The 16324-nt window shown below is 67.3% G+C and carries 17 protein-coding genes; 7 read left to right on the top strand and 10 right to left on the bottom strand.

Translation table 11 applies throughout. The annotated features are described in order from the left end of the window. The first annotated feature begins 22 nt into the window (after window positions 1–22). Genes A5784_RS03945 through A5784_RS03930 form a run of 4 tightly spaced genes read left to right on the top strand, consistent with a single transcriptional unit; the run spans window position 23 to window position 3795 of the window. The gene (locus A5784_RS03945) at window positions 23–1042 is read left to right on the top strand and encodes a sulfate ABC transporter substrate-binding protein (protein ID WP_502687491.1); all 1020 of its coding nucleotides are present in this window, start codon (window positions 23–25) and stop codon (window positions 1040–1042) included. Then, window positions 1039–1905: a sulfate ABC transporter permease subunit CysT gene (gene cysT / locus A5784_RS03940; RefSeq protein WP_064942537.1), complete on the top strand. Its 867-nt coding sequence runs from the start codon at window positions 1039–1041 to the stop codon at window positions 1903–1905. Before A5784_RS03945 ends, cysT begins: the two co-directional genes overlap by 4 nt. Further along, window positions 1902–2723: a sulfate ABC transporter permease subunit CysW gene (gene cysW / locus A5784_RS03935; RefSeq protein WP_064942535.1), complete on the top strand. Its 822-nt coding sequence runs from the start codon at window positions 1902–1904 to the stop codon at window positions 2721–2723. Before cysT ends, cysW begins: the two co-directional genes overlap by 4 nt. A 22-nt stretch (window positions 2724–2745) precedes the next feature. After that, on the top strand, window positions 2746–3795 hold the full coding sequence (locus tag A5784_RS03930; RefSeq protein WP_064942533.1) for a sulfate/molybdate ABC transporter ATP-binding protein: 1050 nt from the start codon (window positions 2746–2748) through the stop codon (window positions 3793–3795). Window positions 3796–3801: 6 nt separating this feature from the next. Here the strand turns inward: A5784_RS03930 and A5784_RS03925 are convergent, their stop codons facing one another. The 5 genes from A5784_RS03925 to A5784_RS03905 all read right to left on the bottom strand — a co-directional run bounded on the left by A5784_RS03925 (window position 3802) and on the right by A5784_RS03905 (window position 8253). Continuing rightward, window positions 3802–4071, bottom strand: a complete 270-nt coding sequence (locus A5784_RS03925) for a metal-sensitive transcriptional regulator (RefSeq protein ID WP_064942531.1) — start codon at window positions 4069–4071, stop codon at window positions 3802–3804. A 66-nt stretch (window positions 4072–4137) separates the two neighbouring features. Continuing rightward, entirely contained in the window at window positions 4138–5007 is an 870-nt protein-coding gene (locus tag A5784_RS03920) for a sulfite exporter TauE/SafE family protein (protein WP_064942529.1), read from the bottom strand. 5 nt (window positions 5008–5012) lie between these two features. After that, window positions 5013–5597, bottom strand: a complete 585-nt coding sequence (locus A5784_RS03915; protein ID WP_064942527.1) for a rhodanese-like domain-containing protein — start codon at window positions 5595–5597, stop codon at window positions 5013–5015. A 53-nt stretch (window positions 5598–5650) separates the two neighbouring features. Beyond that, window positions 5651–6859 (bottom strand): NAD(P)/FAD-dependent oxidoreductase, encoded by a 1209-nt coding sequence (locus tag A5784_RS03910; RefSeq protein WP_064942525.1) that lies wholly within the window; start codon window positions 6857–6859, stop codon window positions 5651–5653. Window positions 6860–6876: 17 nt separating this feature from the next. Next, window positions 6877–8253 (bottom strand): MBL fold metallo-hydrolase, encoded by a 1377-nt coding sequence (locus tag A5784_RS03905; RefSeq protein WP_064942813.1) that lies wholly within the window; start codon window positions 8251–8253, stop codon window positions 6877–6879. Here A5784_RS03905 and A5784_RS38110 point away from each other — a divergent pair. Continuing rightward, a complete protein-coding gene (locus A5784_RS38110) occupies window positions 8243–8485 on the top strand; it encodes a hypothetical protein (RefSeq protein WP_156750359.1) in 243 nt (80 codons plus the stop codon). The two genes, A5784_RS03905 and A5784_RS38110, sit on opposite strands and share 11 nt — an antisense overlap. Before the next feature lie 67 nt (window positions 8486–8552). On the opposite strand, the gene A5784_RS03900 is transcribed toward A5784_RS38110, so the two are convergent. The 4 genes from A5784_RS03900 to A5784_RS39780 all read right to left on the bottom strand — a co-directional run bounded on the left by A5784_RS03900 (window position 8553) and on the right by A5784_RS39780 (window position 11862). Then, window positions 8553–9287 (bottom strand): sirohydrochlorin chelatase, encoded by a 735-nt coding sequence (locus A5784_RS03900; RefSeq protein WP_064942523.1) that lies wholly within the window; start codon window positions 9285–9287, stop codon window positions 8553–8555. Further along, window positions 9266–10000, bottom strand: coding sequence for a phosphoadenylyl-sulfate reductase (locus tag A5784_RS03895; RefSeq protein WP_064942521.1), 735 nt, complete (start codon window positions 9998–10000; stop codon window positions 9266–9268). Before A5784_RS03895 ends, A5784_RS03900 begins: the two co-directional genes overlap by 22 nt. Further along, the gene (locus tag A5784_RS03890; RefSeq protein WP_064942519.1) at window positions 9997–11679 is read right to left on the bottom strand and encodes a nitrite/sulfite reductase; all 1683 of its coding nucleotides are present in this window, start codon (window positions 11677–11679) and stop codon (window positions 9997–9999) included. Before A5784_RS03890 ends, A5784_RS03895 begins: the two co-directional genes overlap by 4 nt. A gap of 126 nt (window positions 11680–11805) precedes the next feature. Continuing rightward, window positions 11806–11862, bottom strand: coding sequence for an Ms4527A family Cys-rich leader peptide (locus tag A5784_RS39780; RefSeq protein ID WP_353612280.1), 57 nt, complete (start codon window positions 11860–11862; stop codon window positions 11806–11808). Between the two features lie 143 nt (window positions 11863–12005). Between A5784_RS39780 and hemW the strand changes: the two genes are divergently transcribed. Continuing rightward, on the top strand, window positions 12006–13151 hold the full coding sequence (hemW, locus tag A5784_RS03885) for a radical SAM family heme chaperone HemW (protein ID WP_064942517.1): 1146 nt from the start codon (window positions 12006–12008) through the stop codon (window positions 13149–13151). 69 nt (window positions 13152–13220) lie between these two features. Continuing rightward, window positions 13221–14570: a salicylate synthase gene (locus A5784_RS03880; protein ID WP_064942515.1), complete on the top strand. Its 1350-nt coding sequence runs from the start codon at window positions 13221–13223 to the stop codon at window positions 14568–14570. A gap of 67 nt (window positions 14571–14637) precedes the next feature. On the opposite strand, the gene A5784_RS03875 is transcribed toward A5784_RS03880, so the two are convergent. Then, a complete protein-coding gene (locus A5784_RS03875; protein ID WP_064942513.1) occupies window positions 14638–16302 on the bottom strand; it encodes a (2,3-dihydroxybenzoyl)adenylate synthase in 1665 nt (554 codons plus the stop codon). Window positions 16303–16324 lie beyond the last annotated feature (22 nt).

The following is a 16324-nucleotide window of genomic DNA, read 5'->3' as shown; positions in this document are numbered from 1 at the left end:
AGTGCAAAATCCCCCGTTCAACATCAAGAATGTCTGGCGCAGCGCCGCCGTACTGGCGACCACAGGAGCGCTGGTCGTGGGTTGCGGTGGCGGTGCCAGCGACGTTGCGGGCGGTGACAAGACCGCAGGCACCAAGACCACGCTGACGCTGGTCGCATACGCGGTGCCCGAACCCGGCTGGAGCAAGATCATCCCCGCGTTCGCCGCGACGGACGAGGGCAAGGGCGTCGGGGTGACGCCGTCCTACGGCGCGTCCGGCGACCAGTCGCGGGCCGTGGTCGACGGCAAGCCGGCCGACATCGTCAACTTCTCGGTCGAACCCGACGTCACCCGTCTGGTCAAGGCGGGCAAGGTCGCCGACGACTGGAACGCAGGCAATACCAAGGGCATCCCGTTCGGCTCGGTGGTGTCGCTGGTCGTGCGCAAGGGCAACCCCAAGGGCATCAAGGACTGGGACGATCTGCTCAAGCCGGGCGTCGAGGTGGTCACCCCGAGCCCGCTGAGCTCCGGCTCGGCCAAGTGGAACCTGCTCGCGCCGTACGCCGCCAAGAGCAATGGTGGCAAGGACACCGCGGCGGGCATCGACTTCGTCAGCAAGCTGGTCACCGAACACGTCAAGACGCGCCCGGGCTCGGGCCGCGAAGCCACCGACGTGTTCTTGCAGGGCACCGGTGACGTGCTGATCAGCTACGAGAACGAGGCCATCAATGTCGAGCGGCAGGGTAAGGATGTCGAGCACATCAACCCGCCCGCGACGTTCAAGATCGAAAACCCGGTCGCGGTGGTCAAGACCAGCGCCCACGCCGAGCAGGCCAATGCGCTGAAGAACTTCCTGTACACGCCGGAAGGGCAGAAGCTGTGGGCCGAGGCCGGCTTCCGGCCGGTGGACCCGGCGGTGGCCGCTGACTTCGCCAAGGACTTCCCGACGCCGGAGAAGCTGTGGACCATCGCTGACCTGGGCGGCTGGAAGACGGTCGACCCGGCCCTGTTCGACAAGGACAATGGTTCGATCACCAAGATCTACAAGCAGGCGACTGGATGACCGCTTCAGCCGAGACCGAGTCGGCGTCCGTGACCACGCCGGGAGATTCCGCTCCCGGCGTGTTCCGCGGCCGCTATGGCACGACCTCTCTGCGGGTCGGCGCGGCATCGATCTGGCTGAGCGTCATCGTGCTGCTGCCGCTGGCCGCCATCGTGTGGCAGTCCGTCGGCGGCGGGTGGACGGCGTTCTGGCAGGCCGTCACCTCCAACGCCGCCCTGGACTCGTTCCGGGTGACGCTGTCCATCTCCGCCGGGGTCACGGTGATCAACCTGGTGTTCGGGCTCATGGTGGCCTGGGTGCTCACGCGTGACGATTTCCCGGGCAAACGCATCGTCGACTCGGTGATCGACTTGCCGTTCGCGCTGCCGACCATCGTCGCCAGCCTGGTGATGCTGGCGCTGTACGGGCCGGCCAGCCCGGTCGGGCTGCACCTGCAGCACACCAAATGGGGTGTGGGCGTCGCGCTGCTGTTCGTCACCCTGCCGTTCGTGGTCCGCTCAGTGCAGCCGGTGCTGCTCGAACTGGACCGCGAGACCGAGGAGGCGGCGGCGTCGCTGGGCGCGGGTAACCGCGTCATCTTCACCACGGTGATCCTGCCGTCGCTGTTGCCGTCGTTGTTGTCCGGCGCCGGGCTGGCGTTCTCCCGCGCGATCGGCGAGTTCGGGTCGGTGGTGCTCATCGGTGGCGCTGTGCCGGGCGAGACCGAGGTGTCCTCGCAGTGGATCCGCACCCTCATCGAGAACGACGACCGCACCGGCGCGGCGGCGATCTCGATTGTGCTGCTGGTCATCTCGTTCTTCATCCTGCTGGTGTTGCGGACCGTGGGGTCGCGCGCCGCCCGTCGTGAGGAGCTGTCGGCATGACGTTGTCACCGTGGTTCCGCCTTCTGGTGCGGTACCTGGCGCTGGCCTACGTCGGCGTCCTGGTCATCGTGCCGGTCGGGCTGATCCTGTGGCGCACGTTCTCGCCGGGAATCGGTGCGTTCTTCGCCTCCGTCGGGACGCCGGCGGCCATCTCAGCGCTGCAGTTGTCGTTGCTGGTGGTGGCGATCGTGGTGCCGCTCAACGTGTTGTTCGGCGTGCCGACCGCGCTGGTGTTGGCGCGCAACAGGTTCCGGGGTAAGAGCGCCCTGCAGGCCGTGATCGACCTGCCGTTCGCGGTCTCGCCGGTGGTGGTCGGTGTGGCGCTGATCCTGCTGTGGGGTTCGGCGGGGTTGTTCGGATTCGTCGAGCGTGACCTCGGCGTCAAGATCATCTTCGGTTTCACGGGCATCGTGCTGGCGAGCATTTTCGTCACCGTTCCGTTCGTGATCCGTGAGGTCGAACCTGTGCTGCACGAGCTCGGCACCGACCAGGAGGAGGCGGCCGCCACCCTGGGATCCAGTTGGTGGCAGACGTTCTGGCGCGTCACCCTGCCGTCGATCCGCTGGGGATTGACCTACGGCGTCGTGCTCACCGTGGCCCGCACGCTCGGTGAGTTCGGTGCGGTGATCATGGTGTCGTCCAACCTGCCGGGGACATCGCAGACGCTGACCCTGCTGGTGGCCGACCGCTATACGCGAGGCACCGCCGACTCGGTGTACGGCGCGTATGCAGTTTCGACGTTGTTGATGGCCGTGGCCGTCATCGTGCTGGTGGTCCAGGTGATCCTCGACCGCCGGCGGACCGGGACCGAGCAGTAGGCCCGAGAAGGAGCTAGGAGCTATGACCGACGCGATTGTCGTTCGGGGCGCCAACAAACACTATGGCGATTTCGCGGCGCTGGACAACATCGATTTCGAGGTGCCGCGCGGCTCGTTGACCGCCCTGCTCGGGCCGAGCGGCTCAGGCAAGTCGACCCTGCTGCGGGCCATCGCCGGCCTCGACCAGCCCGACACGGGCACCATCACCATCAACGGCAACGACGTGACCGGTGTGCCGCCGCAGCGGCGCGGGATCGGTTTCGTGTTCCAGCACTACGCGGCGTTCAAGCATTTGACCGTTCGGGACAACGTGGCGTTCGGGCTCAAGATCCGCAAGCGGCCCAAGGACGAGATCAAGGAAAAGGTCGACAATCTGCTGGAAGTGGTGGGGCTGAGCGGTTTTCAGACGCGCTATCCCAACCAGCTTTCCGGTGGTCAGCGTCAGCGCATGGCGCTGGCCCGGGCGCTGGCGGTCGATCCACAGGTGCTGCTGCTCGACGAGCCGTTCGGCGCGCTCGACGCCAAGGTGCGTGACGATCTGCGGACCTGGTTGCGTCGTCTGCACGACGAAGTTCACGTCACCACGGTGCTGGTCACCCATGATCAGGCCGAGGCGTTGGATGTGGCCGACCGCATCGCGGTGCTCAACAAGGGCCGCATCGAGCAGGTCGGCTCGCCCACCGAGGTTTACGACGAACCGGCCAACGCGTTCGTGATGTCGTTTCTCGGGGCGGTGTCGGAGCTCAACGGAATCCTGGTGCGCCCGCACGACATCCGGGTCGGACGCAACCCCGAACTGGCGATCGCGGCCGGCGACGGGACTGCCGAGGCCACCGGCGTGCTGCGGGCCACCATCGACCGCATCGTGATGCTCGGCTTCGAGGTGCGCGTCGAACTCACCAGCGCCGCCAACAATGTGCCGTTCACCGCGCAGATCACCCGCGGTGACGCCGAGGCGCTCGGGCTGCGTGAGGGTGACACGGTCTACGTCAGGGCCACGCGGGTACCGCAGATCGCCGGGGACGCGCAGACGGCGAGCAGAGGCGAGGTCGAAGCGCTCACCGCCCCCTGACGCGCCTCACGCCAGGGCCAGGAAGAGCTTCTCGAGCTGTGCCACGTCCAAAGTCTCGGATCCATCGCGATGGTCGGTCGTGACGCACTCGCGCAGGCCGGTTGCGACGATCTTGAACCCGGCGCGGTCCAAAGCGCGGGACACAGCGGCGAGCTGGGTCACGACGTCCTTGCAGTCGCGGCCCTGCTCGATCATCGATATCACGCCGGCGAGCTGGCCCTGTGCCCGGCGAAGGCGGTTGAGCACAGCGGCAATGGCTTCCTGGTCACCGACCATGGTGTGCCCCTTTCGAAGTCGATACGATCTTGAGTTTCATGGTACCCGTAGGGGTATCTATGTGAGTCATGTCGCGGCCGCCACCCGGCTCGACAGCCGGTTGAGCGGACACCAGGTGAATCGGCTGCACGCATACCGGTAGCCGCCGGCGGCCGCGGTCAGGCCTGCGACGGCGATGCCGACCACAGGGTGGACCTGCTCGGCGAGGATCACCGATGCCATCACCAGCACGAACCATCCGAATCCCGCGCGCAGCACGTCAGCATCGACACGAGCGGTCAGCCGCGCACCGACCAGGCTGCCCACCACCGCGGCGACAGTCACCATCGCGGCGATCTTCCAGTCGACACTGAGCGTGGTCACCTGCCCGGCCAGTCCAGCCAGTGCGTTCATCGCGATGACCAACAGCGACGTGCCGACCGCGACGGGCATGGCCAGCCCGGCCAGCAGCGCCAGCGTCGGTACCACGACGAAACCGCCTCCGGCGCCGATGATTCCGGTCAGCAGGCCGACCGCTACCCCGAGCGCCAAGGCCTTGCCGATCGGCGTGCGGCGCGGTGCAGACGCGGGTGTGACCGGCGTGCGACGGCGCCGAAGCATCGCGACAGCCGACGCGATCATCATCACGGCGAACCCGATCAGCAGCAGCGTCCCGGGCAGCAGATGGCCGAGTCGGCCACCGGCGTAGGCGCCTGCCATGCCTGCCACCCCGAACAGCAGACCGCTGCGCCACTGGACGCGGCCGGCGCGGGCGTGGCTGATGGTGCTGACCGTGCTGGTGACACCCACGACCAGAAGCGATGTGGCAATCGCCTGTTTGGCGTCCATGCCGGCGACGTAGGTCAGCAGCGGCACCATCAGGATGGAGCCGCCGCCGCCCAACAGGCCCAGAGATATTCCCACCAGCGCGGCGAGCGCCACGGTCAACGCGATCATGACGCTCAACACGCCTTACAGACCGGCGAACCGAGCAGCGGCGCGACGAGAGTCTGTGCGTCGCAGGATTGGCTGCGGTTGTACGGCAACTTCGCCAGCAACATGCCCATGGTGCAGGTGTTCGTCACCGCAGCGGTGGCCAACCCGGCGCCGATACCCGCGGCCACCCACTTCAGTTTCGGGGCAGCGAGGCTGCCGAGAATGCTGCCGAGCACCAGGGACCCGGCCACCAGGCGGACCTGACGCTCCAGGTCCCACCGCTGGGTGCCTCGGCGGGTGTCGAAACCCAGGTTCTGCCAGGCGGTCATCCCGCCATCGAGGATGCGCACGTTGGTCAGCCCAGCGTTGCGCAGTGCCTCCCCGGCGGTGCTCGCTCGCTGACCCGACCGGCACACCAGCACGATGTCGTCGGCGACGTGTTCGGCGATCTCCTCGCGGTGTTCACGCAACAGATCCAGCGGCACGTTGTAAGCGCCTGGGATGTGGACGGTTTCGAACTCGGCGGGGGTGCGGACGTCGATCATCCTTGGCCCCCGGCCGTGTTTCAAGAGCTCGTTGAGTTCCGGTGAGGTGACTGTCGCGGTGGACATATGGGTGTTCTCCTGTGGGTATTGGTCAGGGCGGTAACGGGTTTGGGTGGCGATCAGGCCAGGCCCTTGAGCATCAAGTTCCAGTACAGGGCGGGCAGCCCGTACTTCTTGAGGTACCAGTAGCTGCGGTGCGGCACGGTCGGATCGAGGCCCGGGATGGACGGGGTGAGCTGCATCGAATAGTCGAACTCGGCCAGCAGCATGTCGTGTGCAGAGGTGACGATCGGACAGGAGGCATACCCGTTGTACGCGCCGGTCAACGGCCGTCCCGCCAGCACTGCCTCGATGTTGTCGACCACCACCGGTGCCTGCTTGCGAATGGCCGCACCGGTTTTCGAGTTCGGGGACGAGCCGGCGTCGCCCAGGGCGAAGACGTTGGAGTACCGGACGTGCTGCATGGTGTGCTTGTCGATATCGACGTAGCCGTTCGGGTCGCCGCCGGTGTACGCGGTCGACAACGGGCTCCTCTTGATCCAGTCCGGCGCCGACTGGTGCGGCACGGCGTGCAGCATGTCGTAGGCGAGGATGGTCTCGGCGCCTGCAGTGCCGACGGGTGCGAGGGTGACCTTGCGGCCCGCGGCATCGATCGAGCGGAGCTCGGTACCGGTGTGCAGGTGGATGCCGTAGTCGGCGACGACCTTCTCCAAGCTGTCCGCGATGGCATCGATGGCGAAGATCCGCGGGGTGGGCACCACCAGGTGGATGTCGATGTCGTCGAGCACGCCGGTCTTGCGCCAGTAATCGGCGGCGAGGTACGCGATCTTCTGCGGCGCGCCGCCACACTTGATCGGGCCGGTCGGCATGCTGAACACCGCTGTGCCCGAGGTCATGTTGCGGATGAGCTCCCAGGTGCGGGGTGCGAGGTCGAACCGGTAGTTCGACGAAACACCGTTCTTACCAAGCGTTTCGGCGAGCCCCTCGGTGCGGTCCCAATCCAGCTGGATGCCCGGGCAGACCACCAGCACGTCGTAGGAGTACGAAGCGCCGTCGGCGCAGGTGACGGTGTTGCGCTCCGGATCGAAGGTCTGTGCCGCCGAGTGGATCCACACCGCGCCCTTCGGCAGCACTGAGGCCATGGGGCGCGCGGTCTGTTGCGCCTGCGCCTGCCCACCGCCGACGAGAGTCCACAGCGGCTGGTAGTAGTGCGTGTCCGACGGTTCGATGATCGCGACGTCGCGGTGGCCCTTGCGGAGCAGGCGGGCCGCGACGGTGATGCCGGCGGTTCCGCCCCCGACGATGAGGATCTCGTGCTTGGTGGTCATGTCAAAGCTCTTTCTGTTCAGGCGTTCTGGGTTGCATCAGTCCACGCGGTGTAGCCTCCGACGATGTCGCTGACATCGGCGAAGCCGCGCTGGCGTAGGAGGCTCGCGGCCACCGACGAGCGGTAGCCGCCTGCGCAATAGACGACGGTCGGTGCGTTCGCGTCGAGTTCACCGACCCGGTCGGGCAGCTGGCGCACCGGGATGTTGACGGCGCCGGGGATCATGCCGGCATCGGCCTCGCCCGGGTTGCGGACATCGACGATCTGCAGGCCGTCGATCCGGGCGGCCCGCTGCCCGAAATCCACCGCGGTCAGCCGGGATGCGATGCGCACGTCGTCGCGATGCTCGAACATGGTTCGTTCCGGATCGGCGAGATAGCCGATCACGCGGTCGAATCCGATCCGGGCGAGGCGGTTCTTGCCCTCCAGCTCCTGTCCGGGCGTGGTCACCAGGACGATGTCGGTGTCGGGGCGAACCACCGAACCCGCGAATTCCGCGTAGCGGCCTGCCAACCCGATGTTGATGGCGCCCCGCAGATGGCCCTGCGCGAACTCCTCGGGGCTGCGCCCGTCGATCAACAGTGCGCCGCGGGCCAGGGCATCCGAAGCCTGCTGGTAATCCATGGCGGGCGGCAGCTCGGTCTCGTGGAGCAGGGCGCGGTCTTTGCGGTTCAGGATCGCGTCGTAGACGAAGTAACCCGGTGCCGGCGGCTGACCCTCGGTCACCAGATCGATGAAGGTCTGCTTGTCGGGGGCGCGCAGTGCGTAGTTGGTGCGCTTCTGGTCGCCGATCGTCGACGACAGGTCGGTCGACAGGTTCTTGCCGCATGCCGATCCGGCGCCGTGCGCGGGGTAGACGCGGGTGGCGTCGGGCAGCGGCATGAGCTGTTCGTGCAGCGAGGTGTAGAGGCTCTCGGCCAGTTCTGCGGCGGTGAAGCCGATCGAGGCGAGCAGGTCTGGCCTGCCGACATCGCCGATGAACAGGGTGTCGCCGGTGAGCACGCCGTAGGGCGCTGCGCCGGGGCGTTCGTAAACCACGATGCTCATCGACTCCGGGGTGTGGCCAGGGGTGTGGCGGAACTCCAGCGTCACCTCTCCGAGTGAAATGCGTTGGCCGTCTTCGACTCCCATGAACGTGAACTCGGGTGCGGCGACCGACGAGTACACGATCGTCGCGCCTGCGGCCTCGGCCAGCTCGAGGTGGCCGGACACGAAGTCGGCATGGAAGTGGGTCTCGATGACCAGTTCGATCCGCAGGCCGAGTTCCTCTGCGTCGGCGAGGTATTCCGCGATGTCGCGTTGCGGGTCGACGACGACGGCGCGCCCGGTGGTCTCGTCGCCGATCAGGTACGACGCGTGCGACAGGCAGTCCAGGTAGTACTGGGTGAACTTCATCTTCCGTTCCTTTGCTTCGACCCCCGGCTTCATATACCTAGGGGGGTATACATCTGCCAACAAATATACCCCCAAGGGTATTTCTGTCAATGTTGGCGGGGTCGACCCTGTCCTTGTGATTGCCCGGTTCAACCGGCTGATCACCAAGGTATGGGACTCAGAAAGGGCGGCGGATCGGGCGAAACGTGTGTTTGCTCCGGACGCCTATGAGGCAAATCATGCAGATCTGTAGCAGCCAACACCCGTGGAGGCATAGCTCGACACGGGCAGGGGTGAAGCTGAGCGGCGACGCGGCCGGGTCAGGCAGCGAAGTCGGCGCTGCGGGCAGCCAGGGCTTCCTCGTAGCGGTCCAATACGGTGGCCGCGACGAGGCGGTGCGGGCCGAGCGGCTCGGCCATCGGAATCCCTGCGGCGCAGGCGAATTCAGCAACGCGATCGGTGATCCTGCCGTGCGCCAGGAACCATGGCGCGATCACCACGCGCTGTGCGCCGCGGGCGCGTAGCCGCTCGACGGCCTCGGGCAGTGACGGGGTCTGGCCGGTCGCGAAGGCGACCTGAACGCCGGCCCAGCGGGTGCCTTCGGCGATGGTGTCGGCCAGTGCGGCGGTACGGGCGTTGGCCGCCGGATGCGACGAACCCACGCTGGTCAGCAGCACGCCGAGCTCGCTGTCGAACCGGGACACGCCCAGCGCCGCGAGTCGCTCCCGCATCACCTGCAGCAGCCGGGGATCTTCACCGAGGACGTCGGCCTGGATGACATCGGCCCCCGACTCGGCGATCAGCGCGGGAATGTCGGTACGCGCGTGATAGGCGCTGGCCAGCAGCAGCGGCACCACGACCGAACCGGGCGCGGCGTCGGGCAACACGTCGGTCAGGATCGGGGCGTTCTGCTCGCAGAAGGCCACCTGCACCGCAGTATCCGGCAGCAGGCGGCGCAGATGTCCCGCGATGGCATGGGCGTTGGCCGCCGATCGCGGATCCTTACTGCCGTGGGCGGTCAGCACCAGCGACGTCACGAGGCGTGCAGCCCGCATTCTGTCTTGGCCTGCCCCGCCCAGCGGCCGCTGCGCGGATCGGCGCCTGCGGCGGGCTTGCTGGTGCACGGGGCGCAACCGATGGACGGATAGCCTTCGTAGACAAGGGGATTGACGAGGATGTCGTTGGCCTCGATGTAGGCCTGCATCTGTTCGTCGGTCCACGCCGCGATCGGGTTGATCTTCACCAGACCGAAGGCGGCGTCCCAGCTGATCAGCGGCGCGTTGGCGCGCGTCGGCGCCTCCACCCGGCGGATGCCGGTCACCCACGCGGAGTAGCCGGCCAGCGCCTTGCTCAGCGGCTCGACCTTGCGCAACCGGCAGCACTCGCCTGCGTTGCGGGCGAACAGGTCCTTGCCGAGGAGTTCGTTCTGCTCGGCGACCGTGTGCTCGGGGCGGACGTTCACCACGTTCACGCCGTACACCTGCTCGACGGCATCGCGGGTGCCGATCGTCTCAGCGAAGTGGTAGCCGGTGTCGAGGAACAACACGTCCACGCCCGGACGCACCTTCGCGGCCATCTCGACCAGCACCGCGTCCTGCATGTTGGACGCCACCACGTAGTTGCCTGCGAAGTGCTCGTCGGTCCAGCGCAACAGCTCCTCGGCGCCGGCGTCGGCCAGTTCGGCCGCGCCACGCTCGGCAAGCTCGATCAGTTCCGCTTCAGTCACGTCATTCACCTTGTCTGTCCGCTCGTCGCGCAACCGGCTCATCGCAGGTCCGCTTCGTCGGCCCGTACGGCCCACTGAGCGAAACGCTCGCTGCCCTCGCGTTGTTTCACGAAGTTGCGGACCACCCGCTCGATGTAGTCGCCGAGTTCGGTGGCGAGCACCTTGTGCTGGCGCAGCTTGCGCCCGAAACCGCTGTCCAGACCCAGGCTGCCGCCGAGGTGCACCTGGAAGCCTTCCTCGGGGCCGTTGCCGTCGTCGACCATCTGGCCCTTGAAACCGATGTCGGCGACCTGGATGCGGGCGCACGAGTTGGGGCAGCCGTTGAGGTTGACGGTGACCGGCACGTCCAGCTGGGCGTTGAGATCGCCCAGTCGCGCCTCCAGCTCGGGCACCAGCACCTGGGCCCGGCCGCGGGTGTCGGCGAAGCTCAGCTTGCAGTACTCGATGCCGGTGCAGGCCATGAGGTTGCGGCGCCAGTGCGACGGCCGGGTGTCCAGGCCCAGCGCGTCCAGGCCGTCGCGAAGCGCGTCGAGCTTGTCATCGGGCACGTCGAGGATGATCAGCTTCTGGTAGGCGGTCAGGCGCGCGCGGTCCGACCCGGCGGCCTCCATCAGATCGGCCACCTTGGTCAGGATCGTGCCCGAGACGCGGCCTGCGATGGCCGAGGCACCCACGGCGTTGAGACCGTTGCGGATTTTCTGCACGCCGACGTGGTCGACGGTGTGCGGCACCTGCTCGGGAGCCGGGCCGTCGATGAGGGGACGCTTCAGGTATTCCGTCTCGAGAACTTCCCGGAACTTCTCGACGCCCCAGTCTTTGACCAAGAACTTCAGCCGCGCCTTGGAGCGCAGCCTGCGGTAGCCGTAGTCACGGAAGATTCCGACGACCCCAGCCCACACGTCGGCGACTTCCTCGAGCGGAATCCACACGCCCACACGCTGGGCCAGCATCGGGTTGGTGGACAGCCCGCCACCGACCCACAGATCCAGGCCGGGCCCGTGCTCGGGGTGGTTGACGCCGATGAACGACACGTCGTTGATCTCGTGGGCGACGTCCTGCAGGCCAGAGACGGCCGTCTTGAACTTGCGCGGCAGGTTGGAGAACTCCGGGCTGCCGATATAGCGCTGCTCGATCTCGCGCAGGGCCGGGGTCGGGTCCAGCACCTCGACCAGCGAATCGCCGGCCAGTGGGGAGCCGAGCATGCCGCGGGGGCAGTCGCCGCAGGCTTCCATGGTCTGCAGACCGACTTCGTCGAGCCGGCGCCAGATCTCGGGGATGTCTTCGATCTGCAGCCAGTGGTACTGCAGGTTCTCCCGGTCGGTGATGTCGGCGCTGTCGCGCGCGAAGTCGACCGAGATTTCTCCGAGGGTCCGCACGGCCTGCGCTGAAAGGGCCTTGCCGTCGGTGCGCACGCGCATCATGAAGTACTTGGCTTCGAGCAGGTCGGCGTTGTCGTCGCCGGTCCATGTGCCGTCGTAGCCCTCGGTGCGCTGGGTGTAGAGGCCCATCCAGCGGAATCGGCCACGCAGGTCGTCCTTGGCGATCGAGTCGAAGCCCTGCTTGGAGTAGACGTCGATGATGCGGGCGCGCACGTTGAGTGCGTCGTCTTCCTGCTTGAACTGCTCGTTGTGATTGAGCGGATCGCGGCTGCCAAGCGCCCACTGGCCTTCGTCGCGGGTCTTCGCGGGGCGGGCTTTGGCCTCAGTCTTGACTTCGGTCATGAGGGTGGCTCCTAGGCTGGAGCCGGCTACTGGATCGCGCGGGATCACCGGTGGGGCTGTCCGGCGGCGCAGATCCGGCGGCCAGCTGAATGTATTGGGCGGGCGGGGTCCGAAATCAACGCATGATCAAGGCAGACAGCAACAGCTACAGACGCGCTTGAAGTCGACATGCCGCCGTGCCACCAGCAGAACGCGGGTGGTGCTGTTACGGGCGGGGGTCACGCCCGCTATTGTGCCACGATTGTCGCCACCTGCCCTAACCGGGCCATATTTGCGCTCGCGGTGAGCAAAAGTCCTCGCTGCACAAGTCTGGGAAAATTATTCGCATGAGTACGCGTTCGTCGCCCGCAGGCCGGTTGTTCGGCATCTACATCCACGTGCCGTTCTGCGCGACCCGGTGCGGATACTGCGACTTCAACACCTACACCCCGGGTGAGTTGGGCGGTGCGAACCCTGACGGTTGGCTGGCCGCACTGCGCATCGAACTCGCACTGGCCGCCGCCCAGGTCGGCGCCGTGCCGGTGCAGACCGTGTTCGTCGGTGGCGGCACTCCGTCGATGCTCGGCAGCGACGGGCTGGCCGCAGTGCTGGGCGCCGTGCGGGACAACTTCACGCTGGCACCCGACGCCGAGGTGACCACCGAGTCCAACCCCGAATCGACGTCGCCGGAGTTTTTCCAGGGACTGCGCGAGGCCGGCTACACGCGAATTTCCCTCGGCATGCAGTCGGTGGTGCCACACGTTCTCGCGGTTCTGGACCGCACGCACTCGCCCGGTCGCGCGCTGGCCGCTGCCGCAGAGGCGCGTGCGGCGGGGTTCGACCACGTCAACCTCGACCTGATCTACGGCACGCCGGGCGAGTCCGACGACGATCTGCGGCGCTCCGTCGACGCTGCCGTGCATGCCGGGGTCGACCATGTCTCGGCGTACGCGCTGGTCGTGGAGGACGGCACGGCGCTGGCCCGGCGGGTACGCAAGGGAGAGATCGCCGCACCCGACGACGACGTGCTCGCGCACCGCTACGAACTGCTCGACGCGCATCTGTCGGCCGCCGGATTCCAGTGGTATGAGGTGTCCAACTGGAGCCGGCCCGGCGGCGAGTGCCAACACAACCTCGGGTACTGGCAAGGCGGGGAATGGTGGGGTGCCGGCCCGGGAGCCCACGGCTTCCTCGGCACGAAACGCTGGTGGAACATCAAGCATCCCAACGCCTATGCCGAAGCCCTCGGCCGCGGTGAGCTGCCGATCGCCGATTTCGAGGATCTCGACGCGGGCGCCCGCCATACCGAGGACGTGATGCTGCGGCTACGGCTGCGCGACGGCCTGGCGCTCGGCCTGCTCGATGGCGACGAGCGATCGCGGGTGCCGGGATTGGTCGACGAGGGATTGGTCGTGAGTGCCGATGAGCGGCTGGTGCTGACCGACCGCGGCCGGTTGCTGGCAGACGGTGTGGTGCGCACGTTGCTGGCATAACGCGCATCACAGTGTTGGCCGCGAGCGTAGCCCGCCCGGATAAGCAAGGTTAGGCTACATTTACTTCTCGTGTCGAAGGTGAGCAGCGCGGCGTCCGAATCAGTCGAGTCCATCGCCCTTGAGCTACCGCCGGGCGTGAACCCCATCGATCTGGTGGCCGAGCTGGCCCAGGCGCTTCCCGAACACGACGGCGAGGACTACGTCGGCTACGAACGCGACGGCGAGTGGACGCTGGCTGTCGGTGTGCACGCCGTCATCGAACTCGACTCCGACGAGTTGCGGGTCATCCAGGACGGCGTGGTGCGCCGCCAGACGTGGAGCGGCAGGCCCGGTGCCGCGCTGGGTGAGGCCGTCGACCGGATGCTGCTGGAAACCGACCGGCTGTTCGGCTGGGTGGCCTTCGAGTTCGGTACCTACCGGTTCGGTCTTCAGCAGAAGTTGGCGCCGGGCACGCCGCTGGCCCGGATCCTGCGGCCCCGAACCCAGTTCATCGTCTCCGCCGATCGAATCCGGTTGGTCGGCGCGGACGACCGGCAGATCGAGACCCTTCGTCGACTCCTCGCCGAGGGACCCGGGGATCTTCCGGCGGCCAGTGCCGTCGACGTCCGGCGCGATGCTGCCGGCTATCGTGGTCGCGTCGCCACCGCCATCGATGAGATCAACGGCGGGCGCTATCAGAAGGTCATCCTGTCGCGGCGCCTCGATGTGCCGTTCGCCGTGGACTTTCCGGCCACCTACCGGGTGGGCCGGCACCACAACACTCCCGCGCGGTCATTCCTGTTGCACCTCGGCGGGATCCGGGCGCTGGGCTACAGTCCCGAACTGGTGGCGGCGGTGCAGGCCGACGGCACCGTGCTGACCGAACCGCTGGCCGGCACAAGGGCTTTCGGCCTCGGTCCGGATCACGACCAGGCCGCCCGTCAAGACCTGGAATCCAATCCGAAAGAGATCGTCGAGCACGCGATTTCGGTGCGCACGTCGGTGCAGGAGATCACGGAGGTGGCCGAGCCCGGAACCGCGGTGGTGCTGGACTTCATGACGGTGCGGGAGCGGGGGAGCGTCCAGCACCTCGGCTCGACGGTCGGTGGGCAGTTGCTCCGCTCGATGGACCGGATGGACGCGCTTGAAGCGTTGTTCCCGGCGGTCACCGCGTCCGGCATCCCCAAGGCCGAAAGCGTCGATGCCATCCTGCGTCTCGACGAGGGTCCACGCGGCCTGTATTCCGGAGCGGTGGTGACCTTTTCGGCCGACGGTGGCATGGATGCGGCCCTGACGTTGCGTTCGGCCTACGAATCGGAGGGCCGCACCTGGCTGCGCGCCGGTGCGGGCATCATCGCGGACTCCACGCCCGAGCGGGAGTTCGAGGAGACCTGCGAGAAGCTCACGACGCTCGCGCCGCACCTGGTGCCGCGCGCCTGAGTTTCGTCGAAACGGACGTCAGGGTTGCTCTCGCGCGATGAGAACAACCCTGACGTCTGTTTCGCGCTCACTGAGTCAGCTGCGCCAGAATCGCTTTCTTATCGATCTTGCCGACGGCCGTGGTGGGTAGCGTCGTCATCGGCACCAGCACATCGGGCCGGGCATGGGACGCCACACCGCGCCGCTCCAGGTGGCTGTGCAGCTCGGCCAGCGTCACCGGTGCTCCGGTGAAAACCACGGCAGCGCAGATCTTCTCACCCAGATAGTCGTCGGGAAGTGGGACGGCGGCGGCCGACCAGACCGCGGGGTGGGTGAGCAGATGCTCTTCGAGGTCCAGTGCCGAGACATTCTCACCGCCGCGCAGGATGACGTCCTTGACCCGCCCGGTGACCTCCAGGTACCCATCCTGGTTGCGCCGTACCCGGTCGCCGCTGCGGTAGAAACCGTCAGGGGTGAACGACCGCTCGTTGGCGGCATCGGCGTTGAAATACCCGTTGATGGTGTAGGGCCCGCGCACCAGTAGTTCGCCCTCTTCGCCGGGCGCCACGTCGTGGCCGTCCTCGTCGACGACGCGCACCTCGTCGGCGAGGCTGAGCGGTCTGCCCTGGGTGGTCTCCGCGATCTCGGCGGGATCGCCGAGGCGGGTGTAATTCAGCAGCCCCTCGGCCATCCCGAACACCTGCTGCAGTCCCGCTGTCAGGGTGGCCCGCACCAGCCGGGCGTCCTCGGCGGCCAGCTTGGCGCCCCCGACTTGCAACAACCGCAACGACTTCGGTGCCAACGGCTCCCAATCACAAGCCTGCGTCCAGAGTTTCGCGAGTGCGGGTACCAGCGCGGTGACCGTGACGCCGTGGGCGTCGATCGCGGCGAACGCGGCCTCCGGGCTGGGATCGGCGGTGAACACCGTTGTGGCGCCGACGCTGAGCGCACCCAGCAGGCCGGGGCATGCGAGTGGGAAATTGTGCGCGGCAGGCAATGCCACCAGATAGACGTCGTCCTGGCGCAGTCTACACAGCTCGGCGCTGGCGGTGCAGTTGTACACGTAGTCCTGGTGGGTGCGGGGGATCAGTTTGGGAGCCCCCGTGGTCCCGCCTGACACCAGCAGCAGCGCCGGGCCTGCGAGGTCGGGCTCGATCTGTGGGACGGGCCCGGTGGCCGTGCGCGACACCGTCGTCCACGACAGGAACCCTTGTTGGTTCTCCGGCAGGTCGCCGTGCACCAGCACGTGGCGCACGTGCGGATGTGCCGCCACGAGATCGGCGGCCATCGTGCGATAGTCGAATCCGCCTGCGGTGTCGGCGATCAGCAGCGCCACGGCGTCACTCACCTCTGCGAAGTGTGCGAGCTCGGCGAGCCGATGGCCGGGTAGACACATCACCGGCACTGCGCCGGCCCGCAGTAACCCGAACAACGCGACTGCGAATTCAGCGGAATTGGGCAGTTGCAGCAGCACTCGGTCACCCGGCCGGATACCGAGATCGGCGATGCCGGCTGCGGCGCGATCGGCGAGTGCGTCGAGCTCGGCGAAGGTATGAGCGTTCGTGCCATCGGCGACCGCGGTGCTGTCGGCCCACTGCTCGGCGGCGTCACGCAAGAGCGAATCCAGGCGCCGATCAGCCCAATAGCCCGCTGCGCGATATGCCTGCGCGCGGTCAGCGGGAAAAGCGGTGAAGCCCTGGCGCAATGCCGATTGAGCTGCGGATTCGGATGGTTGAGCAGTGGTCGGAGTCACGGCGAGGCACCTCGGGGTAGGC

Source organism: Mycobacterium sp. 852013-50091_SCH5140682, from assembly GCF_001665685.1.
GTDB lineage: Bacteria > Actinomycetota > Actinomycetes > Mycobacteriales > Mycobacteriaceae > Mycobacterium.
This window is presented reverse-complemented; position numbering and strand designations above follow the sequence as displayed.